Origin of the sequence: Aquicoccus porphyridii (assembly GCF_008369105.1) — a bacterium.
Lineage (GTDB): Bacteria > Pseudomonadota > Alphaproteobacteria > Rhodobacterales > Rhodobacteraceae > Aquicoccus > Aquicoccus porphyridii.
This window is the reverse complement of record NZ_VINQ01000030.1, coordinates 1-20,905: the sequence shown is the minus strand read 5'-3', so window position 1 is coordinate 20,905 and position 20,905 is coordinate 1. Positions and strand designations below refer to the sequence as shown.

Annotated in this window: 20 protein-coding genes and 1 pseudogene; 9 read left to right on the top strand and 12 right to left on the bottom strand. The window is 61.6% G+C overall.

Translation table 11 applies throughout. The features are described 5' to 3' along the window. The coding region (locus tag FLO80_RS20880) for a transposase (RefSeq protein ID WP_146193091.1) at positions 1-136 on the top strand (136 nt) is incomplete at its 5' end. A 462-nt stretch (positions 137-598) separates the two neighbouring features. Here the strand turns inward: FLO80_RS20880 and FLO80_RS20875 are convergent. After that, on the bottom strand, positions 599-1,513 hold the full coding sequence (locus tag FLO80_RS20875) for a LysR family transcriptional regulator (RefSeq protein ID WP_246156771.1): 915 nt from the start codon (positions 1,511-1,513) through the stop codon (positions 599-601). 74 nt (positions 1,514-1,587) lie between these two features. On the opposite strand from FLO80_RS20875, the gene FLO80_RS20870 reads away from it, so the two are divergent. The 5 genes from FLO80_RS20870 (at position 1,588) to FLO80_RS20850 (ending at position 7,327) form a co-directional block, all read left to right on the top strand. Then, positions 1,588-2,523 carry a DMT family transporter gene (locus tag FLO80_RS20870; RefSeq protein WP_111369282.1) on the top strand — a complete coding sequence of 312 codons (936 nt, stop codon included), beginning with the start codon at positions 1,588-1,590 and terminating at the stop codon, positions 2,521-2,523. 242 nt (positions 2,524-2,765) lie between these two features. Further along, positions 2,766-3,584, top strand: coding sequence for a chromate resistance protein ChrB domain-containing protein (locus FLO80_RS20865; protein WP_111369284.1), 819 nt, complete (start codon positions 2,766-2,768; stop codon positions 3,582-3,584). Positions 3,585-3,587: 3 nt separating this feature from the next. Further along, positions 3,588-4,880 (top strand): chromate efflux transporter, encoded by a 1,293-nt coding sequence (chrA, locus tag FLO80_RS20860; RefSeq protein ID WP_111369286.1) that lies wholly within the window; start codon positions 3,588-3,590, stop codon positions 4,878-4,880. A 57-nt stretch (positions 4,881-4,937) separates the two neighbouring features. Continuing rightward, complete coding sequence (locus FLO80_RS20855; RefSeq protein WP_342781750.1) at positions 4,938-5,543, top strand: M24 family metallopeptidase; 606 nt, start codon at positions 4,938-4,940, stop codon at positions 5,541-5,543. 245 nt (positions 5,544-5,788) lie between these two features. Continuing rightward, entirely contained in the window at positions 5,789-7,327 is a 1,539-nt protein-coding gene (locus FLO80_RS20850; RefSeq protein WP_111369314.1) for an ABC transporter substrate-binding protein, read from the top strand. Positions 7,328-7,532: 205 nt separating this feature from the next. Here the strand turns inward: FLO80_RS20850 and FLO80_RS20845 are convergent, their stop codons facing one another. From FLO80_RS20845 to FLO80_RS20820, 6 genes are read right to left on the bottom strand one after another with little or no spacing between them, the layout of a single operon-like run. Further along, the gene (locus FLO80_RS20845) at positions 7,533-8,231 is read right to left on the bottom strand and encodes an MOSC domain-containing protein (protein WP_188078379.1); all 699 of its coding nucleotides are present in this window, start codon (positions 8,229-8,231) and stop codon (positions 7,533-7,535) included. Beyond that, on the bottom strand, positions 8,228-9,058 hold the full coding sequence (locus tag FLO80_RS20840) for an alpha/beta hydrolase (RefSeq protein ID WP_111369316.1): 831 nt from the start codon (positions 9,056-9,058) through the stop codon (positions 8,228-8,230). The genes FLO80_RS20845 and FLO80_RS20840 overlap by 4 nt, the downstream gene beginning before the upstream one ends. A gap of 8 nt (positions 9,059-9,066) precedes the next feature. Next, positions 9,067-10,683 (bottom strand): dipeptide ABC transporter ATP-binding protein, encoded by a 1,617-nt coding sequence (locus FLO80_RS20835; protein WP_111369292.1) that lies wholly within the window; start codon positions 10,681-10,683, stop codon positions 9,067-9,069. Beyond that, on the bottom strand, positions 10,680-11,522 hold the full coding sequence (locus tag FLO80_RS20830) for an ABC transporter permease (RefSeq protein WP_111369294.1): 843 nt from the start codon (positions 11,520-11,522) through the stop codon (positions 10,680-10,682). The genes FLO80_RS20835 and FLO80_RS20830 overlap by 4 nt, the downstream gene beginning before the upstream one ends. Next, a complete protein-coding gene (locus tag FLO80_RS20825; RefSeq protein ID WP_111369296.1) occupies positions 11,519-12,460 on the bottom strand; it encodes an ABC transporter permease in 942 nt (313 codons plus the stop codon). The genes FLO80_RS20830 and FLO80_RS20825 overlap by 4 nt, the downstream gene beginning before the upstream one ends. A 7-nt stretch (positions 12,461-12,467) precedes the next feature. Continuing rightward, positions 12,468-13,598, bottom strand: coding sequence for a C45 family autoproteolytic acyltransferase/hydrolase (locus FLO80_RS20820; RefSeq protein ID WP_111369298.1), 1,131 nt, complete (start codon positions 13,596-13,598; stop codon positions 12,468-12,470). A 114-nt stretch (positions 13,599-13,712) separates the two neighbouring features. Between FLO80_RS20820 and FLO80_RS20815 the strand changes: the two genes are divergently transcribed. Both FLO80_RS20815 and FLO80_RS23495 read left to right on the top strand, forming a co-directional pair. Then, a complete protein-coding gene (locus FLO80_RS20815; protein WP_111369300.1) occupies positions 13,713-14,633 on the top strand; it encodes a GntR family transcriptional regulator in 921 nt (306 codons plus the stop codon). Beyond that, positions 14,564-15,508, top strand: a pseudogene (locus FLO80_RS23495) (LysE family translocator). The gene FLO80_RS20815 and the pseudogene FLO80_RS23495 overlap by 70 nt, the downstream one beginning before the upstream one ends. Positions 15,509-15,880: 372 nt before the next feature. Here the strand turns inward: FLO80_RS23495 and FLO80_RS20800 are convergent. From FLO80_RS20800 to soxR, 5 genes are all read right to left on the bottom strand, one after another. Further along, positions 15,881-16,933 carry a tetratricopeptide repeat protein gene (locus FLO80_RS20800; protein ID WP_146611084.1) on the bottom strand — a complete coding sequence of 351 codons (1,053 nt, stop codon included), beginning with the start codon at positions 16,931-16,933 and terminating at the stop codon, positions 15,881-15,883. Beyond that, positions 16,930-17,559, bottom strand: coding sequence for a hypothetical protein (locus FLO80_RS20795; protein WP_111369306.1), 630 nt, complete (start codon positions 17,557-17,559; stop codon positions 16,930-16,932). Before FLO80_RS20795 ends, FLO80_RS20800 begins: the two co-directional genes overlap by 4 nt. Continuing rightward, positions 17,532-18,020: a hypothetical protein gene (locus FLO80_RS20790; protein WP_111369308.1), complete on the bottom strand. Its 489-nt coding sequence runs from the start codon at positions 18,018-18,020 to the stop codon at positions 17,532-17,534. Before FLO80_RS20790 ends, FLO80_RS20795 begins: the two co-directional genes overlap by 28 nt. Before the next feature lie 107 nt (positions 18,021-18,127). Further along, positions 18,128-18,481, bottom strand: coding sequence for a hypothetical protein (locus FLO80_RS20785; protein ID WP_146611085.1), 354 nt, complete (start codon positions 18,479-18,481; stop codon positions 18,128-18,130). Positions 18,482-18,969: 488 nt separating this feature from the next. Beyond that, positions 18,970-19,338 carry a redox-sensitive transcriptional activator SoxR gene (gene soxR, locus FLO80_RS20780; RefSeq protein ID WP_281287057.1) on the bottom strand — a complete coding sequence of 123 codons (369 nt, stop codon included), beginning with the start codon at positions 19,336-19,338 and terminating at the stop codon, positions 18,970-18,972. 126 nt (positions 19,339-19,464) lie between these two features. On the opposite strand from soxR, the gene FLO80_RS20775 reads away from it, so the two are divergent. Continuing rightward, on the top strand, positions 19,465-20,835 hold the full coding sequence (locus FLO80_RS20775) for an MFS transporter (RefSeq protein WP_111369312.1): 1,371 nt from the start codon (positions 19,465-19,467) through the stop codon (positions 20,833-20,835). Positions 20,836-20,905: the final 70 nt, after the last annotated feature.

The window sequence follows — 20,905 nt, the reverse complement described above, 5'->3', positions numbered from 1 at the left end:
CAAGCGGCGCAACCGCATCGAGATCATGTTTGGCAGGCTCAAAGATTGGAGACGCGTGGCGACACGCTATGACCGCTGTCCCAAGGTGTTCCTCTCAGCCATCGCACTCGCTGCAACCGTCATCTACTGGTTATGAATCCTGACCCTAAGCAATCTTTCGAATTGCTGCGAATAGGCGGGAACGGAAAGTCCCACCACGAAAACAATGATTTGCAAAAAACCAAGAAGTCGCATTTCCCCACCACACTATCCTGCCGAGAGGATGGCATCGGTATTCAGGTGTTTCGCAACCCGCCTCGCAAGCGTACACCTCCATGATCAGAGATAACACGTTCGGATTGAACCTCCGAACTGTCCTCGATCAGATTCTTAACTGTTCGGTCGGTCTAGCAAGCGCAGAAGTTGTTCCCCGCTGACGGGCCGCAATGCAGCATCGAAGCCTATCGGCGGATGTCTCCTTTGGGCCGCGAACGACGCCACCAGATCGCTTGATGGAAGGGCTGCCGCCGCGCTGCTGCAGGTCGGCTTCGAGCCCAATCTGTCTGATGCTGCATGTTGTTTGAGCGACAGCTTTCAAGACTTGTGCTCTGCGCCGGTCTCACTCCGCAGCGACACCCGGACGGGGACGCATGTCCGCTGTAATCAGCGCAACAAAAGCCCTTGCCAGTTCACTGCCATCGTCGGCCACGCGGATATGGGTGAGTGGCAGTTGCGGGAGATCGTAGTGTGACGGTGCCTCGACCAGATCGTGATCCGCGAGCGACAGCGGTAGAGCCGCGACGGCAAGATCAGCCCGGAGGGCCGCAGCCTGTCCCATCGACGTGTCGCTTGAATAGGCTACCCGGTAGGTCCGGCCTGCCGTTTGTAACGCATTCAGAGCCGCATCACGCCAGGCGCACCCGGCTTCTGCCACGGCAAGGGGAAGCGGGTCTTTCTGGACGGCGCCTCCGCCATTCAGAACCAGCCATTTCAACGGTTCCGAAAAAAGATCCTGCGTCCGGATAGTGGATTTCCCCACGTCGTTGAACAGGGCCAAATTGACGGAGCCGTCCGTGATGCCTTTCTGTACGGCTTCGCTCGTCCCCAGCCGAACATCGACGTGAACGCCTGGATGAACCTCGGCCAGACGCCGTAACAGACTGGGTACGAGTGTCACGCCAAGATCATGCGGCGCGGACAGACAAAGACGACCCGCAAGCGGAGACCGGCGAAAGAGTGCAAGGGTTTCGTCATTCAAGCCCAAAAGGCGACGGGCTTGCCCAAGCAAAGTCTCCCCCTGGCCCGTTAGAGCGACATGGCGTGCATCCCGATCCAGCAGACGAGCGCCCAAGAGCTCTTCGAGCTTGCCGATCTGGAGACTGACAGCCGATGGCGATTTATGAACCCGTGCCGCCGCGCGCCGGAACGACCCGGTTTCGCAGATCGCCACAAAGCTCCGTAGAGCATCCAGATTGAGGGTTCGGTTCGCTGGGTCACGAACCTCCACGATGTCCAACGTTTCGCTTTCCTGCATCATATCATAAGAACATATTGTTTTTCTCAACATGACTCAATGCTTAATCTCCAACCAACAAGGAAGGAGATGGCATGTTGATCATTTTGCGGAATACGTTGTCGGGCCTCGGATGGGCCATCGTGGCGATAACGGTTTGGTCGGGGTCTTTGGTAATGCTGCGGCTTGGTATGACGACAAGCCTGAACGCTTACGATCTGACCGTGTTGCGGTTCGGCGTGGCCGCTCTGATTCTCGCACCCGTGGCGATGCGGCGCGGCATCGGGACTGATCGGCTGGGGCTGACAGGCCTCCTTGCAATGGTGGTCACGTTCGGAGCGCCCTACGTGCTGCTAATTGCCCTTGCCATGAAGAGCGCGCCCGCAGCGGCGGCGGGAGCGCTCAATCCGGGGGTCATGGCCATCGTTTCTGTTTTGCTGGGCCGGATGATCCTTGGCGACAGGATTGGGGGCACGCGATTCATCGGGTTGGCGGCGACGGCAACGGGAATTGTCTTGTTCACTCGGGCAGGCGGAGCCGTTACGACAAGCCATCTGATCCTGATCGGGACAGGCATTATGTGGGCGAGCTACACCCTGATCGTCCGTCGCGCCGCCGTCCCGGCGCTGAATGCGACGGCAATTGTTGCGGTGGGATCGGCGGTTTTCTACCTGCCAATCTATATCGTGGCCTTACCCAAGCAGATTTTGACAGCCCCTCTGGCGGACGTATTGATGCAAGCTGGATTCCAAGGTGTTCTTGTCAGTGTGGTCGCCATCTATGCGTTCAACAGGTCTGCCGAACTTCTTGGGCCTGTCGCGGGAGCGACACTTCCCGCTCTCATACCGGTGGGAACGCTTGGTCTTGGTGTCGTTGTTCTTGGCGAAACTGCTGGAGCAGGGGAGTTCGCGTCGGCGATACTGGTCACTATGGGACTGGCACTGATCCTTGTCGGGAGGCCTGCAATGCGCTGGCTCTCAAGCCATATTCCACGTGGCTTGAACAAAAAGGGGCACTCCCTGGGTAAATAAAGCGGCCATTGGTGCAATCGCAGCGAAAGCCCGCATTTCCCGCACACCGGACCTCAGTGCAACACGCAGCGAAGGTCCGGTTCCGAGCCCTTTTCCGTTTGTCCTGCGATGCAGCTAGGTCTGGTCTGGAGCTTGACGGTTGCGAAAACCGGGTATAAAAAACTTGATCAGGGGTCCGCAAGAACCCCGTGAGGCGCCAGCCCAATCTTGCATCCTTCCAACCCGTTCATGGAGGATGCTTTATGGCGTCATATAATGAAATCCCCGTATCGACCTTGGCCCGCTTGGTGGGGACACCCGATTGTCCCGTGCTGCTTGATGTGCGCATTGATGAAGACTTCGATGCGGACCCGCACCTGATCCCTGGCGCGGTGCGTCAACCATTTCTCGACGTGCTTGACCTCGCCGATGATCTCGCGGGCCGTTCGGTCGTCGTCTACTGCCAGAAGGGCCTGAAGATCAGCCAGGGTGCCGCCGCGTTGTTGCGATCAGCCGGCGTGAAGGCGGAAGTCCTTGAAGGTGGGCAGTTCGCCTGGAGAGATGCAGGGCTTCCGATGGTTCTTGCGGAAAAACTTCCGCCGCCTGATGCCAGCGGACGCACAGTCTGGGTTACACGTCACAGGCCAAAGATCGACAGGATTGCCTGTCCATGGCTTATTCGCCGATTTGTCGATCCGAATGCCCAAATACTATTTGTCGCTGCATCGCAGGTCATCAATGTTGCGGAACGTTTCAATGCGACGCCCTTCGACATTGAAGACGTATTCTGGAGCCATCGCGACGAAAAATGCACGTTCGACACGATGATTGAAGAGTTCGGCATCAGCCATGATGCGCTTGAGAGACTGGCCGTGATCGTGCGTGGTTCCGACACCAACAGGCATGATCTGGCACCCGAAGCGGCGGGACTTCTTGCCGCCTCACTGGGCCTGTCTCGAATGTATCGTGACGACTTGGAACAGCTCGAAGCTGGCATGATGCTCTACGACGCATTCTATCGGTGGGCGCGCGATGCCACGGATGAAGGGCATGACTGGCCCGCCGCGTTGACGGAGGTGTAGGTTATGAGTGGTTCCAATGACGTCCTGGTGGACGAAACCCCGACACTTGCGCAAACGACGCGGGTTTGGTGGAAGATCGGCATTCTGTCGTTTGGCGGTCCCGCCGCCCAGATCGCGCTCATGCACAAGGAGGTCGTCGAAGACCGCAATTGGCTCTCTGAGCAACAGTTCCTTAATGCGCTGAGCTTTTGCATGCTCTTGCCCGGCCCCGAGGCGATGCAGTTGGCTACCTATGCCGGGTGGCGTCTGCATGGCACGCTCGGCGGCTTGATCGCCGGGCTGCTGTTCGTCTTGCCCGGTGCCGCCGTGATCATGTCGCTGGCGACGATCTACAGCATCTATGGCGATGTACCGCTGGTGGAGGCGCTGTTTTACGGAATCAAGGCTGCCGTTCTGGTGATCGTGGTCGAGGCATTGTTGCGGGTCGCGAAAAAGGCGCTTTCGCAGCGCGTGCATTGGCTGATCGCAGCATTGGCGTTTGTCGGGATATTCTTCTTGTCGATCCCCTATCCGCTGATCGTCCTAATGGCAGGCCTGTTCGGCTGGTTCATGGGAACTGCGGGCATGGATCGGCAGCCCGTGGACATGGCGCATGTGTCGGCGGGCAAGACGGGCCTCATGATCGCCACCTGGCTGGCGATCTGGCTTCTGCCGCTGCTTGCCCTCGGATGGTTGGGCGCGCCGGGCATCCTGGTCGAGGTCGGCAGGTTCTTCTCCATGCTCGCCGTCGTGACCTTCGGCGGTGCTTATGCTGTTCTCGCCTACATGGCGCAGGATGTCGTTGTCCAATTCGGCTGGCTAACCGCAGGCGAAATGGTCGACGCCCTTGGGCTGGCGGAAACGACACCTGGCCCGCTTATCCTGGTCACGCAATTTGTCGGGTTTCTCGCCGGTTTCAAGGACGGTGGATTTCTGCTTGGCCTGAGTGCTGCCGTGGTGGCGCTATGGGTCACCTTCGCCCCGTGCTTTCTCTGGATTTTCGTTGGCGCACCTTACATCGAATGGATATCGAACCAACCACGACTGAGAGGTGCTCTCAAGGCAATCACCGCTGCCGTCGTGGGGGTCATCCTAAATCTTTCGATCTGGTTTGCACTGCATGTCCTGTTTTCTGGCGTGAACCGGCAGAAGCTGGGACCCATAACGCTTTGGCGGCCGGACCTTGCAACCATCGAATGGCTCGCCGTAGCCCTGTTCTTCGTCAGTGCCTTCCTAGCCTTCCGGTTGCACTGGGGTATCATCAGGATTTTATTGGTTGCGTCGCTTCTTGGAGCTGGTTTGAGGCTGTACCTCTGAGATCTACCCGAAGAACATGAAAAACTCGGACCGTCTTTGCGATGTGACGTTCCCATAGTGCGGTCCGGGTCGGGACGGGCTACCCAGTGCGCCGTATCCAGAAAGGGAACTTTGGTTACGAGGACAAGTCAGAAGTGGTCATTCGAAGTCGCCGCGGCGAAGGCTCGCTCCGTCGCACAGACTGTGAGTTCACTACAACCGAGATTTTGCGCTTGTAGCGAATGTCCGCAATGCGGGCCGCAACCGCAGCATCATGAAGGTAGGGCGAAGGTCTGGAAGGGGCCGAATGCCGCGCAACGCGATCTTTACAAGACGGCGCATGAACAGGTGCAGCACAACATGCCGATCCTGAAACCGCATATGAGCTTTCGCGACTATGCCAACGCCGCTTGGGACATTCCCGGGAAATACAATGCCCGCCGCTACTATCTCTCGGTGCATGGCAGCGGCATGACCGGCGAATACCCCTATCTCTACCATCACGGCGATTTTCCCGATGCCGGCTATGACGGCGAGATCCTGCCGGGCATGACGCTTTGCGTGGAAAGCGTCATCGGCGCCGAGGCGGGCGAGGGCGCGAAGCTGGAGCAACAGGTGCTGATCACCGAAACCGACGTCGAACTGCTCTCGGAATTTCCCTTCGAAGCGGCGCTCATGGCCTGACCGCCCGCGCCGCCCGGCCTGACCTTGCCCGGTACCCGGCATGGCCGTTTGCGCAGCGCCGCACCGGATGTGCGATCCGTCATAATGCTCGTGGCAAACCCCGCACATCCATAAAAATGCTTTTCATGCGCTCAAAATGCGTTATCGTAGCCTGGAGACCCTGGTTCACAGATGCGTTTCAGACGGGATCGTGGGAGTCCGCGCATGGTTCCGGGCAGCGAAGCGGACATGGGAGGACTGAGATGATGAAACGAACGCTTGCCCTTTCGGCGCTCCTGGCGGGCTTGGCAACGGGCGCGGCGGCCGACACGCTGGTGGTACGGCTCAATTCCGACATACGCGGCACCGATGGGGTTAACCGCGACGCCAATACCGACACGGTGCTGCACCACGTCTTCGAAACCCTGGTCGCCTTCCGCGACGACCTGACCGTCGGGCCGCTGCTGGCCGAAAGCTGGGAAGTCTCGGAAGACGGCAAGACCTACAGCTTCACCCTGCGCGAAGGCGCAATGTTCCACAACGGCGATCCGGTAATCTCGCAGGACGTGAAATGGAACTGGGAGCGGCGCAATTCCGAAGAGGTCGACTGGTTCTGCAAACCCTATTTCGACGGCTCGCAGGGGCTGGAAGTCACCTCCGTCGAGACCCCGGACGAGCGCACGGTGGTGTTCAACCTCGCCGGCTCCAACGCGCTTTTCCTCGCCCAGTTGGCCAATATCCAGTGCAACATGTGGATCGCCAGCCCCGAAAACGCGAACGACGACGGCAGCTGGAAGCAGGAGACAGCGATCGGCAGCGGCCCGTTCATGCTCGGGGCCTGGGAAAAGGGCCAGTCGATCACGCTGGAGAAATTCGCCGATTACGCACCGCTCGATACGCCGATGTCGGGCCTCGCCGGTGATCGCACGGCGAAGGTCGACGAGGTGGAATTCCTGATCGTGCCAGACCAGTCGACCGCCGAAACCGCGCTCTATGCCGGCCAGATCGACGTGCTGCCCGGCCTCGACGCCGCCAAGATTGAAGAGGCCGAGGGCAAGGGTATGGCGGTCAGTTCGACGGCGGGACTTTCCTTCACGCCGATCCTGATCCAGACCGATGACGATCTGATGTCGGACGTGCGGCTGCGCCGCGCCATTTCACACGCGGTCGATTTCGAGGCCATCGCCGAGGCACGTAGCTATGGGCTAGCCGAATGGAACTCCTCGGCGGTTGCCCAGGCCAGCGCCTATTTCGACGCCGATTTCCGCGAATGGCCGGGCTACGATCTGGAGAAATCCAGGGCCCTGCTGGACGAGGCAGGCTATGACGGCGAGCCGATCGTGATCCAGACCAACAGCCGCTATACCGGCATGTACGAAAACGGCGTGCTCCTGCAGGCGATGCTGCAGCAGGCCGGGATCAACGCCGAGCTGCAAACGCTGGAATGGGCCACCCAGCTCGATAATTACCTGGCGGGCACCTTCCAGATCCAGAGTTTTGGCTATTCCGCCCGGCTCGACCCGGCGCAGATGTACGGCGTCCTGCTCGGCGACAAGGAGGAGCGCCCCACCGCGCAATGGGAAAACGCGCGGGCTGAGGAGTTGCTGCTGGAGAGCATGCAGACCACCGATTTCGACAAGCGCAAGGCGCTTTTCAAGGAAATTCACGGCCTCATGGTCGAGGACGTGCCCCTCCTCGGGCTTTATTACGAGCCGGTGGTCGATGCGGTTTCGCCCAGGCTCGAAGGCTATTCCGTCTGGCCCGGCGACAAGACTCGCGCCTGGGGGGTGTCGAAAACCGATTAACGGGGCGAGCGGCCGCCGGGCCGCAAGCGCCTTGCATCCCGCGCACCGCCGTCCAGGCGGCGCGCTTTCATTCGGGAGATGGTCGCTTCCGGGCAAATGGTTTCCGGGCAAGGCTTGAAACAAGCGCACCGGAAGCCGGGCGGGGTATGCTCAAGGAGGCTTCGGGGAGCGTTTCGACTTCTCCCCGCCCCGCGAACCGGAACAATTAGCCCAGCCTGACCTCGTCGCCGGTCGCAATCCGCCCGCTGCCCTCAATCCTGGCCAGCGCGCCGAAATTGCCGCCGGCCCGTTTCGATACGGCATGGATCAGTTCCGGCAGGAAGGCCAGCCCATCCACGCCTAGCGCCGGCAGGGCGCAGCGCGCGCAAGGCTCGACGATTTCCACCCGCACTTCGCCGATCTCGAGTCGCCGCCCGACCAGATCTTGCTCGGGCAGCCCCTCGACGCCCCCGGCCGTCTCGATCACCAAGTTGGGCCGGTAGCGGCGGGGATCGGCCTGGGCAGGATCGGAAATCCAGCCGGCCAGCGAGGCGAGCGCGGCGGTGGTGAGCACGTGCACGTCCAGCCGCTCGTAGCGCGGCGCAAGGCTCTCATGCGGCGCCAGCCGCACCCGCGCCGCCAGCCGCTCGGCAATCGCCGCGGAGGCCTCCGGTGCATCGGCCCTCGCCCAGCCGCCACTGGGCAGCAGCACCTCGGGGATATTGCCGAGCAGCCGCGCCGGCATGTCGGGCAGCGGCCGGCAGACCTTGCGCTTCTCCGGCGCCGCGATGGCACCATCCACCTCGACGCCCCAGAGCCGGTCACCCTCGACGCCGCCCGGCGCGAATATCGCCGACTCCAGCTTCTCTCCGCCCATCGAACTGACCGGATAGCGCCAGATCTCGCGCACCCGCCCGAAGATCATGCCCGCCCCTCCGCGATCAGCCCGGCCATCCATTGCTGGACGGCAGGCACCACCTTGCCGCCGTCATGCCCAATCCCCGGCACCAGGTCGAACCGCACCTCACAGCCAGCCTCGGCCAAACTGTCGCGGAGCCGTCCGGCGCGGACGATCCGGGTGGCGCGCTCCTGCCATTCGGCGCCTGGCTGCCACCAGTCGTCGCCGGGGCTCAGGGAAATTTCCCAGGTCTCGGTATCCTGGTCGCCCACCGCGATCTGCACTGGCACCCTCGCGATGGCCCCGCGGTCGGGCGGCGCGCCGAACAGCCCGGCGAAATCGCGCGTGCCGATCGGCCAGTCATGCCGATCGTCGAGTAGCGTCACAATCCCCGGCGCGCCGATGGCGGCGCCGGAAAGCTTGCCGGGATGGGCATAGAGAAAGCGGTGGGTGAAATGCCCGCCGCCGGAAAACCCGTGCATCAGGAAACGGTCGTCCACCGGAAATTGCGCACGCACCTCGTCGATCATCGAGAGCAGCACCTTGTCATAGGCGATGCCGTCGAAGCGGATGCGCTTGTAACCGGAGAGATCGCCGGGGCCGGAGATGTTGGCCGGGAAAAGCGGTGCCATGATGATCGCGCCGTGTTCCTTGCCAAATGCCGCGAACTTGTCGCGGTAGCGTTCCGCCGGGCGGTTCGTGCCATGGATCAGCACGATCAGCCGATACCTGCCCGAAGTCGGCAGTTCGGGCACGTAGAGGCAATAGGAAAAGCGCTGGTCGTAGGCGCAGGCGTAAAACGGGGTCGGGCCGCTGTTGTAATAGGCAAGCTCGCGGGCCTTGTGTTCGGACATCGCGTTGTTCATTGCGCCGCCGTCCTGTCGCCGAAGCGGCGATCTATCAGCATGGCTGCATCCAGCAGCGCGCGGGTATATTCCTGTTGCGGGCGGTCGAATATGTCGTCGCGGGTGCCTTCTTCCACGATCCTTCCCTCCTTCATCACGGCGACCCGGTCCGCCACCTGCTCGACCGCGCCAAGATCGTGGCTCACGAAGAGACAGGCAAAGCCGAACCGCGCCTGCAGCTCCCGGATCAGTTTCAGAATCTGCGCCTGCACCGTCATGTCGAGCGCCGAAACCGGCTCGTCGGCCACCAGAAATTTCGGCTCGCGGACAAGGGCGCGGGCGATGGCCACGCGCTGCCGCTGACCGCCTGAAAGCTGATGCGGCAGGCGGGGCATGAAATCCGCCGGAAGCCCGACCAGTTCGAGAATCTCGGCGGTGCGTTCGCGGCGGCCCCTGCGCGTCGAGGCGCGGTCACGCTTCAGCGGCTCGGCGATGATCGAGCCGACATTCTGCCGCGGGTCGAGCGAGGAATAGGGGTCCTGGAAGATGAACTGGATATCCTTGCGCATCCCCGGCTGCGGCGCGCGCCAGTCGAGCGGCTCGCCCCGGAAGCGCATCAGCCCGTCTAACGGTCGCGTCAGCCCCACCAACGCGCGGCCCAGCGTCGTCTTGCCTGAGCCCGACCCGCCGACCAGCGCCAGCGTCTCGCCCTCGCCGACGCGCAGGTCGACCCCGTGCAGCACCTCCTTCGCCGGCAAGCTGCGCAGCAACCGGCGGCGGCCCGGATAGGCCACGCGCAGCCCCTCGACCTCGATGATCGGTTTGGCGGGCACGCCGCGCTCGCCGCCATGCGAACGGCGCGGAAGGGCATCGACCAGCCGCTGCGTGTAGCCATGCGAGGGCGCGCGCAACACCTCGGCCGCGCTCCCCTTCTCCACTGCCTCGCCATCCTTCATGACCAGTAGATCCTGCATGTAGCGCGCCACCATGCCCAGATCGTGGCTGATCAGCAGCACGGCGGTGCCGTTCTCCTCGGTCAGTTCCATCATCAAGTCCAGCACCTCGCGGCTGACCAGCGTATCCAGCGCCGTGGTCGGTTCGTCGGCGATAAGCAGCGCAGGGCGCATGAGCATCACCGAGGCCAGCATGATCCGCTGTCGCATCCCGCCCGAGAATTCGTGCGGATAGGCCGCCAGGCAGCCCCCAGGATCGGGGATGCGAACCCGTTCCAGCATGGCGAGGCTCATGTCGCGGATCTCGCCCGCCGAAAGGCTCTTGTGCAGGCGCAGTCCCTCGCCCATCTGCCCGCCGATGCTCATCGACGGGTTCAGCGAGACCATCGGCTCCTGGAACACCATGCCGATCTGCGCCCCGCGCAGCCGGCGCATTTCGGCATCGGCGGCATTGGCGATATCCCTGCCCTCGAACCGCACCGCTTCGCTCGACGCGCGCAGCCCTGGCGGCAGCAGCCGCAGGATCGAGCGCGCGGCCATCGTCTTGCCGGACCCGCTTTCGCCCACCAGCGCCAGCGCCCCACCGCGCGCGATCGAGAAGGAGAGGTTCTTTACCACCCGCATCCCGGTGCCGCCTACCATGACGTCGAGCCCCTCGACTTCCAGCGCCGGCCCGCTCATGCCGCCCGCTCCATCTTGGGGTCGAGCCAGTCGCGGATCGCATCGCCCAGCATGTTCACGCCCAGCAGCGTGATCGAGATGCACAGGCCGGGGAAGACAATCAGCTGCGGGGCCTGGTTGATATAGGGCCGCGCGGTCGAGAGCATGTTGCCCCAGCTCGGCGCGGGCGGCGGCACCCCGAGACCAAGAAAGCTCAGCGCACTTTCCGACAGGATCACCCAGCCGAACATCATCGTCGCCACTACCAGCAGCGGCGCCAGGCAATTGGGCAGGACATGGCGCAGCATGGTCAGCCATTCGGGATTGCCGATCACTCGGCTTGCCTCGATGAATTCCTGTTCGCGCAGCGAAAGCACCGTGCCGCGCACCACCCGCACGACCACCGGCGCATAGGCCAGGCCAAGCGCGATTATGATGCCATCGCGGCTGGCCCCGAACACCGCCATGATCCCCAGCGCGAGAAGCAGGCCGGGAAAGGCCAGCATCGAATCGTTCACGATCATCAGGCAGCGGTCGGTCCAGCCGCGGCGATAGCCGGCCAGCACGCCGAAGATCGTGCCGAGCGCAACCGCGATCGCCACCGTGACCAGCGCGATAACCACCGAGGTGCGCGCCCCCGCGATCAGCCGCGAGAGCACGTCGCGCCCGAACTCGTCGGCGCCCAGCAGGTAGTCGCCGCCCGGCGTGGCCAGCCTGGCGCGGATATTGATCGCCAGCGGATCAGCCGGCGCGAACCAGGGCCCCACCAGGGCAACGGCGAACATGAAGCCGACAACGGCAATGCCGAACACGACGTTGAATCTGACCCCGCCAAACCACGGTTTTGCTTGCACATTCATGCGGTCACCCTCGGATCGAGCAGCGGATAGACGCAATCGACCAGCAGGTTCACCGCAACATAGATCAGTGCAATGAAAAGCAGACAGCCCTGCACCACCGGATAGTCGCGCGCATAGATCGAATCGATCAGCAGGCGGCCCAGGCCGGGAATGGTGAACACCGTCTCGATCACCGCGATATTGGCCAGCAGGCTGCCCAGGATCAGGCCGATCAGCGTCCAGGTCGGGGCGAAGGCGTTGCGGAAAGCGTGCCGCCACATCACCTGCCGCTCGCTCAGCCCCTTGGCGCGGGCATGGGTGATGTAGTCGAGCCGCGCCACCTCGATCGTCGAGGCCCGCGCCATCCGCGCGATCGAGCCGCTTTCCACCAGAACCAGCGTCGCCACCGGCATGATCAGGTAAACCGTCCCGGCCCAGAATTCCCTGGTGACCGGCACGAAGCCCACGATCGGCAGCCAGTTGAGCCAGAGCCCGAAGACCAGCAGCAGCATCAGCCCGAGCCAGAAAGACGGGATGGAAAGCGACAGCGTGGCCGCGGTCACGATGGCCACGTCGCTTGCCCGGTTCTGGCGCCAGGCCGCGATCATCCCCGCCGGCACCGCGACCAGCGCGGCAAGGATCACCGCGGCGAAAACGATGGTCGCAGAAACCGAAAACCGGGTGAGGATTAGAGGCAGAATCGGCTCCTGATTGACGATGGAATGACCGAAATCGCCGCGCAGGACATCGCCGATCCAGAGCAGGTATTGCATTGGTAGCGGCTGGTCGTGCCCCATCTTGGCTCGCATCGCCGCCACCTGTTCGGGTTCCGCCAGATCGCCCAGCATCAGCGCCGCCGGGTCGCCCGGTATCGCGCGCATCAGCACGAAGACCATCAGCGTCACGATCACTACCGTGGGAATCGCGCTCAGCAGGCGAGAGAGAAGGAAACGGCCCATCGGTGGCTCATTCCGCCGCGGCGGCCAGCGCCTCGGGCGTCAGCCGGTATTGTGTGAATTCGCGGTTCATCGCGGGAAGCGGCGCAATCTCCATCACCCCTCTTGCCGGTTCCATGATCACCATCGCCACCGTTGCCGAAAGGTTGCCGTTGTCCTTTTCCAGGGGCGGTCGGCACACAGCATAGGGACTGGCGAAGTCGTCGAACAGGGCGGTCTTGAGATCGTCGGAGGTCAACTGGCCGATCCTGGGCTCCAGGTGCCGCCGCACCCGGCGGTCGCGGTACAGGCTGTCGGGCACCGATTCTAGCCCCGTTTCGCGGAGCTTGGTCAGCGCCGGATGGCTCAGCCAATGATTGGCATGCACAAAGATCCCGTTCTCGGGATAAAGCGCGAACGCCTCGTCCGGCGCGCATTCCAGGTTGATCGCCTCACCGCCGGAATAGCCCAGCATCATGTTGTTCGAGCCGGATTTCGGGGTGACCGCCACCACCCGAAGCGCATCGGCGAAATGCCGTGCTTCCAGCGCCCGGCGGCGGATCAGCGGCAGCGGGATGCCGATGCCGCGATAATCCCGGTCACATTCCAGATAGTTCGCGGTGATCGATATGCCGGCAGCGTTCATGCCGCTGCGTGCAAGCCCGCCCGCCTCCGTGAAGGTCAAGTAATCCGGCCCGTCCTCCCGCGTTACGTGCAACACCACCGAGGTTTCGGCGCAGATCGCCTTCCAGTCCCAGTTCTGGCCGTGGATCACCTGCCCTCCGGCGCTGGCCTCGGGCAGGATCACCGCCCCGGTGCAGCCGTCGGGCTCGCTGTCGCGGCGGCCGGTCTCGCGCTCGGCGATCTGGAGCACCTCGGTCCGGGCGTTGAGCAGAACGATCTCGGCCAGGCTCCGGTCCGCGCCGGCTGCGATGCCGCGCATCTCCTCCACCAGGTCTGGCGCCCACTGCTCCAGCGCCGGCAATAGCGCCTCGCAGGTCGCCTCGATCCGGTCGCGCCCGAATCCCAGCTTGCCCACCTGCTCGGCATAATGCCGGATCGACAGCTCGATCCGCGCGCGCGCCGCTTCACCGTGGACTTCGCCGCGCCGCCTTGGCGGGCCGGACAGTTCGATCAGGGGGAAAGGGGTTGGTTTGCTCATCTGGCCCGCTCAATGTTTCGTGTCGGGAAGAACCATAAATGCATTTTATAGATATGAAAAGCATTTTTTGAAACATGTTGCCTTTCGACCCGCCGACCGAGCATAATCGTCCAGATGAACCACGAACCCCGCCCGCATCCCCGCCGGATCGCCGGCTCCGAGCCCAGCGATTTGCAGCGCGAACTGGCCCGAAAGGTGCTGGCCCGGCTCCAGTCCGAATGCGCGGCCGCCGGACAGCGCCTCTCAGTGCCGGGGCTTGCGCGCGAATTCGGCGTGTCGCGCTCGCCGATGACCGGGGCGCTGAACCTGCTCAACGAGGCCGGCGTGCTGCGCCCGGCCGAGCCGCGCGGTCTGGAAATCGCCCGCGACCTCGCCGAGATCGACGTCGATTCGCTCCTGCCTGCCTCGCCGCTCGAAGCGCTCTACCGCCGGATCATGCGCGACCGGGCCTCCGGCAAGCTGCCGCAGGAGATTTCCGAAACCGAGCTGATGCCGCGCTACGACATTTCGCGCGGCACCGTGCGCAAGCTGCTGATGCGCTTCTCGGACGAGGGGCTGGCGAAGCGCCAGCCGGGCCACGGCTGGCGCTTCGCCGACATGCTGGATGCCGAGACCACGGCGGAAAGCTACGAGATCCGGCAGATCGTCGAATGCGCGGCACTCACCTCGCCGCGCTTCCGGTTCGATCCCGATCGCGCCGCCATCATTCGCCGCGCGCATGAGCGGCTGCGTTCCGGCGGCGCGGGGATCGACGGCGATGCCTGGTTCCAGGTCAATGCCGATTTCCACGAAGGGCTTGCCAGCTTTTCACAGAACCGCTTCGCCGTCGAGATCGTCCGTCAGCAGAACAATCTCCGCCGCATGGGCGAGGCCGCGGCCTTCGAAGATCTGCCGATGGAGCGCGTCCGCCAGTCCTGCGAGGAGCACCTGGCGATTCTCGACGCCGCCGAAGCGGGCGACCGGGAATGGGCCGCCGCCCTGATGCGCCGTCACCTGCACGGCTCGGCCATGTTCCAGCCACCCGGGATAGATTGAGCGCCGGGGCGGCCTATGAAGGCCGGGCCGCAACCACCGCGCATTCCGCACCAGGGGCCGAAATCCGGGACGCGGGTGGGCGTGAATCCGGCTGCCAAAAAAACAAGCGCCGCGGGGGCCTTGCCGCGGCGTCATCGCATCATCTGATGGCATCGCCGCCGGTGCGCCTCACTCGTCGTCGAGCGCTTCCACCACCTTTCTGCGACAACGCCGGGCTGTGGCCGACAGGTTTTATCTGGGCCGGAAAGGGTTTGCCGATGAGCTTTGAAATATCGATGACCTTTGTATTGGCGAGCTCTGCGCTCATGCTTGTGCCTGGCCCGACTATGCTCATCATGACCGGCTTGGCGCTTAACCATGGCCTCAGTAAAGCACTTACTGCACTGCCAGGCCTTACGCACGGATTGATTACATCAATCTCGATTTCGCTCCTAGGAGCAGGTGCAATCTTGCTGGCTTCGGCCCAGTTGTTCACGGCATTGAAGTTGGCGGGTGCGGCATATCTAGTTTATCTGGGCATTCGTCTTTGGACGTAAAATCCCAATGAAACAACAGAAAGTCAGGTGAAACACCACCAAAAAAGCCCCTTTTGGCCTGCTTTCTTGGTGGTCGTCCTTAATCCGAAGGCACTTATATTCTACGTTGCGTTCCTTCCTCAATTTGTCGATGCGAAGTCGCCGGCAATGCCCCAATTTCTTGTGCTGGGGGGAACTTTCTGCGTTATCGCTCTTCTTGCGGCGATCGTAAGCGCTTTTGCTGGCAGTGGGCTTCGACGCGGCGCCAAGAAAGCCAAGACTCTAAGTGTCTTGAACAAGTGTGGAGCAGGGGCCATGGTCGCGTCTGGCATTTTGACGGCTTCATCTGCTCGCAATTAGTCTGGCCTTCCAATTGGCAGCTTAGTCCCACATTGCGCCACCCAATACATAGATCATTGTGCTATGGCATCGAATGTCGGCAATGAGGACTGCGGGCGCAGCATCGAGCGGCAGTGGTCAACGGTAGCAATGGGCCGCGAGCGACGCTGGCGTTTGGCCGGTTGACGGTGTGGTCGCTGCACCGCCGCAAGTCAGCTCTTGAGCCCACAGGAGACATCTCAATTTTGCGCTGCGCGCGCTCGCAGCATCTTTTGAACGACGAGTTCACAGGTCGCGGGACGGAACTGCCGTTCGGTGACAAGCAACGAACGGCAACTGAACACTAGATTGCAGGAGAATCCCGGAGACTGTCAGATTTTTTTGCCGCGACGCTTATCGGTCCAACGACGCGTAGCGGCGGTCAAACTCCGAGGACAGGCCATAGGTGCGAGCAAGCATCTGGAAATAACTCTCGCTGCGTTCGTTCGGCTTCCCGACCGCCGCCAGTTCGACCATGATGCCGTAGCGCAGACTGCGCCGCGACACTGGATTCAATTCCAACGCTGCATCGATATCACCTCGGGCGGCTTCCACCTGACCCAATCGTGCGCGCGCAGCGGCCCTGTACAGATGAACGTCAATCGCGGCATCCGATGGCCCGTGCCGCTCCAGATACCGATCCGCAAACTGAATGACCTGGTTCAGATTTCCACGCGCATAAGCGATGAATATACCAGCATAGTCGATGACCTCGGACCGCGCCAGACCGCTGTCGGGAAAGTCCAAGAAATAGTCAACGCCGCCGCGCCGCACGATCGCTCCAGTGTCGGTCCGGCCGAACGCACGGGCAACCTGATAGTCGTCGAACTGGACACAGGCCCCACCGTCGATCGGGCAGAAATCGAGATCCGAAGGTGACCCAAAGGCTTTGACAAGATCGTTCGTCAGCGTTTCGGACCGAAAGCCAACATTCTGCTGCGGCGGTCCCAAAACCAAGGTGGCGCCACGCCCTTCCCACTGCCAAAGTTCATTCCGCGTGACCCTGAAATCCTCGTAGGTCGAGTTCAGTGACAGAAAGGACTGGATCGCTACGCCGTCCGGCAGTTCGGTGGCATAGCCCCAGACCGTGCCCTGCAATCCGTTCAACCGGGCAAGGCGCGCCGCCTCTTCATGGCTGTGGGTCCGCATCGCGGCCGGCACGAAATAGCTGATGCCGCGTCCATAGCCCCGCTTCTTCGTGACCGGGTCCTCCGAACTCAACTCGCCCTGAACCGACAGTTTGATCAGATAGGCAACGCTTTCACCTACAGGCCCGTCAGCGATGAAGGCTGGAACAACCAGCCCAACCTGATCGCGCGATGTCTCTTGGGCCATTCCGGACCCGGCCCAGTACAACGTCAGCAAAGAAGCAAAAAGCCTCAAATACTTATGGGTTCCCATGGTCATGGCGGCGTCAGTGCCTCCAGATTGTACCTGATCTGCGCCACGCTTCGCGGGTCCGCATCCTGAGCCTGCGGTGTCAGCGACAATGCCTTTTCCCGCAAGGGCGCTATGATCGTCTGGTAATCCATGGCTTTGGTGTCTGCCTCTTTAATCATCGCGTACAGGAACAAAAGCGAAGTGTACAGTTGTGCCGCAGGCTGGTCGCTGTTGCTCAGCAGTCTTGCGCGCGCCAATTCGACCTCAAACTTGTTTGTCGGAGGTCCGACATAGACAACTGACAACATGTCGCTGGGATCGCCGGTGCCAAATCCCGACATCACCATCAGCGCCTTGTCAGCGGACAGACCGTATTTGGTCTCGAGATCGGCGGTCAATGTTCCGACTGCGTCATCGACCTCAACTCTGTGCGAACGATAGTGGCGCCTCAAGTCATCATTCATGTCGATTTCAGTCTCAAGCAACGACAGGCGCAATCCAACCGCGTTCTTCAATACCGGCGCGTATTGATCCGCGCTGAAAAGATGCGTACCAATCCAGAAATTGCTGCGCACGTCCTGCTGCGCACTGACCAGTCCGGTCGCGGCAAGCAGGGCCACACAGGCTAATTCGATTGTGCGAATTCGGAACATGAACAGACCTTCTTGATCTCAAAGGGTGACTTTTGGGTGGATGCGTCCTGAATGGTACTGAACGTTGCACTGACCGCGCAATCGGATGCGTTCAGATTAAGCCCGCTGGCCAGCGTGGGGCGATCGTCGTTGGCCAATGCAATTTCGTATATGCGCCCAGCATCGGGAAGAAGTTGGCGATGATCCGCGTCATCCCCCTCGGCGCTGAATGATGCCAAAACCGTGTTCTGTTTGCCGCCACTTTGCGCGGCGGTCAGCGTCACCCCAGCCAAGATCGCTTGGTAGTTGCCGTCATTCGACAGAAACGCCGACGCGCTGAAATTGCTGCAGGACAAGGGCGCAGCGTCCAAATCCGCGGATCGGCCCAATATAAACCCGCCGAAATTGGCGGTCAGCACCGCGATGATCGATGCATAAAGCGCCACATCACCCAGGTTCATCTGCGAAATCAGCCAACCCATGCGATACTGCCATTGATTGCATTCACTGCAATATCGAGCACCCGTCTGCGCCAGGGCGTTCTCGCAATAGATGCAGGTCGTCCTCGTCCGATCACGGCAAAAACACATTACTCCACGGCCTCGCTCGGCGGGGTGCGACCGTGGGAATCGTAGGTCTGAACAAGCTCCCAGGTGATGCAGCCCGTCACATCGTGCCCTAGACGCGCCTGCGCCTGCTTGATCTGGCTTTCCAGAAGCGTGGTGAAAACGGCAGACGACAAAGACGCGTCATACTCCCCCCGCGCCGCCATTTCCTCTTTCATCAGGAAAATCAGGTTCGCCCGAAGGCTCAGCGGCAGCGGATAGTTTTCTGCAAAGTATGGCGGCTGTCCCTGAGCGGCAATTGCTCGGCACGCTTGTGAAGCGGCAGGGCCTGTCCAAACCAAAACTGCAAGCAATGGAAGGAGTGCGATCTTGGCCAAATGTCGAAATTCCCCACTTGAATTTACGTTTCGAGTAGTTTGTTCGGCTTTGTTCCCACTTTGATTATTAGCACATCGTCGTCCTCTGTTCCATCGGAACGATGCTCTCTGCTGCATGTGGACGGTAAACGCGGCCTCTTAGGGGAGCAGGCAAATTTCAATGACTGCTATAGCGAAGTTTGCTGTATCGCAGCAATGCCCGTGCAGCGCACGCGAACGGATGCTGCGTCAGCGATGACTATAAGACGAATGACGGTTTTGTCCCGCACACTACCAGTTCGCCGTCGGCTCGAACTAGCATCTGCAGCGAAAGTCCGGTCTGACGGGCGCACCGCAGCAGAAGAGGCAAAAGGTCAATGGCCGGTTTGGGTTGCGGGCGACGCTGGCGTTTGGCCGGTTGACGGTATGGTCGCTGCACGGCCGCAAGTCAGCTGTGAGCCCATGTCTATGGGGCTTCAGCAACGCGGCGAATAACCGCTCCGGAGAGTTCAGAGCAATCGCGCTCCTGGCCCTTCTTTTGCCAGATGATCGTCTTCGTTGACCAGCGGGCAGCGCTTCACGCTGAGACAACCGCATCCGATGCACATCGCCATCTTGTCACGAAGTGCCGTCAGGGCGTTGATCCGGCGTGTAAGATCGTCGTGCCAGACCTCGGAAATCCGCGCCCAGTCTTTCGTGTCCGGCACAGAGTGCGTGGGCAGGCTGGAGAGAGCTTCAGCGATTTCGGAAAGCGGCACTCCGGCACTTTGGGCGACTTTGATCACGGTTACCCGTCGCAGGGCCTCACGGCGATAGACACGATGGTTTGCACTGTTCCGCATAGAGGCGATCAGCCCCTTCCGCTCGTAGAAATGCAGCGTCTATATCGGCAAGCCGCTTCGTTTCGCGACCTGACCAACCGACAAATAGCTTTTTGCCATGAAAAACTCCTTGACCTCAACCAATGTTGAGGCCGCAGACATAGGGCTGTCAAGGAGATCACGATGGCCGATACAAACCCAAATCCAGATTTCAGGAAAGACGCATTCGTCTCGTGGCGTGAATTCCTGGGCAGCGCCTACATGCCAGCTCTGGCCCTTGTTTGCCTCTCTGTCTGGCTGCATGCGGCGGATTCACTGGTTGTGGCAACGATGCTGCCTTCGATTGTGGCTGAGATTGGCGGGGCTGGTCTGGTCGGCTGGTCGGTTTCGCTTTACGAAATTGCGTCTGTCGTTGCCGGCGCCGCAAGTGCCCTTTTGACGATGCGCTACGGGCTTCGCGGGCCCATGTGCCTTGCGGCGCTTGTCTTCGGATTGGGATGTTTTCTGAGTGCGTTTGCACCGACCATGCTTCTACTTCTGGCGGGCAGGGTCTTTCAGGGTCTGGGTGGCGGCGGTCTGGTTGCCATGGGTTTCGTGGCCGTCGGCGTCATCTTTCCCCGGCGCTACACTGCACGGGCCATGGCCGCTGTTTCGACCTTCTGGGGCGTGTCGGCGTTCCTCGGGCCGCTGATCGGCGGCTTTTTTGTAGAGTTTGCAACCTGGCGGTGGGGCTTTGCATTTTTCGGCGGGCAGGCCATCGCCCTCGCCCTGTGGATTGCGCTGCGCCCGGATCACGCACCATCCGATGCCAGAGCCAGAATTGTCTTCCCGTGGAGGCGTCTGGCATTGCTCTGTCTGGCTGTGCTTCTGGTCTCCTATGGGGGCGTGGAAATCGAACCGGTGCAGACCACGCTATGCGTTCTTTCCGGGGTCGCCTGCCTGGTCCTGTTCCTTCGCCAGGACCATCACGCCCTGGATGACCGCTTGCTTCCATTAAGACCGTTTGACTTCACCAAACCGACCGGATCGGCCCTGCTGATGATCCTGTCGCTATCTATTGCCACGATTGCCATCACCGCTTTCGGCCCTCTTCTCGTCGTCGCGATCCACAATGCATCCGCCCTGACTGCCGGATACATTGTCGCCTGCTCTTCAATCGGATGGACCGTGATGGCGGTGCTCGTAAGCGGATCGCCTGAAAGGCTGGACCGTCTGATGATCGCAATCGGGATGGCGCTCGTGGCCGCGAGCATCGCCGGGTTTCTCTACGCCGTTCCTAACGGGCCGGTCTGGCTCATCGCCGTGTTCGCAGCGCTGGAAGGCGGGGGGTTCGGGATGGCATGGACATTCATCCTCAGACGAACCACCGCCCTTTCCGCTCCGCAAGAAGTGCAGCGTATTTCCGGCGCGATCCCGACCATTCAACGCCTCGGCTATGCCCTGGGTGCTGCCTATAGCGGGATCATCGCGAATGCGTGTCAACGGCAGAGTAAAAGTGAGCCAAAGGGCAGCGCAAAATGTTACCACTTTGGGGTTGGGATGATTGCCGCATAGACACGAGCGCCAGCATCCGGGCGACCGCGCTTGTCATATAGCTGGCGGTTGCCCGGATGCTTTGGCCCGT